Here is an 802-nt window from a genome sequence, read left to right as displayed (position 1 = left end):
CATCTTCTTCAATTCGGGATAAGAAGTTGTTTACCTTGTTAATTAAGGTGTGATCTGTGCTGGCAGGAAAGTACCAGCTAATTTGTTGTGCTTCACCAATTTCAAAGGCCTTTTTAACTCGCGGGTAATAAGCTTGGTGAATATCTAGCTCGTTTGAGGTGATGATGGCGTAATCAATTTCTTTGTCTTGTACCATCTTCATCAGGTCAATGGTTTCAACATCAAGAGCTTCCCATTGAAGGGCGTTCATTAAGTCGGGATTTTCATTACGCAGGTTGTTTAATTCTTCTGCGTGATAACTGTCACTTACTACCGCGATACGCTTGTCAATAATATCGCTAATATCTCGCGGTCTAACACTACCGTATCGATAGACGACGATGGGGGTTGTTTCCATGTAAGAGCTGGAGTATTTATATCGATCTGCGCGCGTATCGGAGGCGACCATGCTGGCGGTCGCAATGTTGGTATAGTCGTTATCGAGTGCTGACAAAATCTGGCTGCGGGTGGCCGCGACTTTTACATCCAGTTTGAGTCCCGCATCTTCGGCAAACATTTTCGCAAGGTCATATTCAAAGCCAGCGGGGCCCTCTCGGCCTTCATAATAAACGGCTGGAGCGTTGCGAGTGATGATGTGTAATGTGCTGTGCTTATTGATTTTGTCCATCGTGCTGGGCTTTTCGCAAGCACAGAGCAACGAAGCAAGTAAGAGAATGACAAGCGTTTTGCCATAAAGTAATACTTGGTGAGTAGACCGAAGCTTAATTGGGCTCCGTCGAAGACTGGATTGAATAGAACTTTT

1 protein-coding gene is annotated in these 802 nt (G+C 44.9%); it reads right to left on the bottom strand.

All coding sequences use genetic code 11. The annotated features are described in order from the left end of the window. Window positions 1-667 (bottom strand): transporter substrate-binding domain-containing protein (locus A3729_RS00880; protein WP_156497554.1); only part of this gene is annotated, 667 nt, incomplete at its 3' end. Window positions 668-802 lie beyond the last annotated feature (135 nt).

The organism is Oleiphilus sp. HI0043 (genome assembly GCF_001634935.1).
The sequence above is the reverse complement of the archived record's forward strand: the minus strand, read 5'-3'. Positions and strand labels throughout refer to the sequence as shown.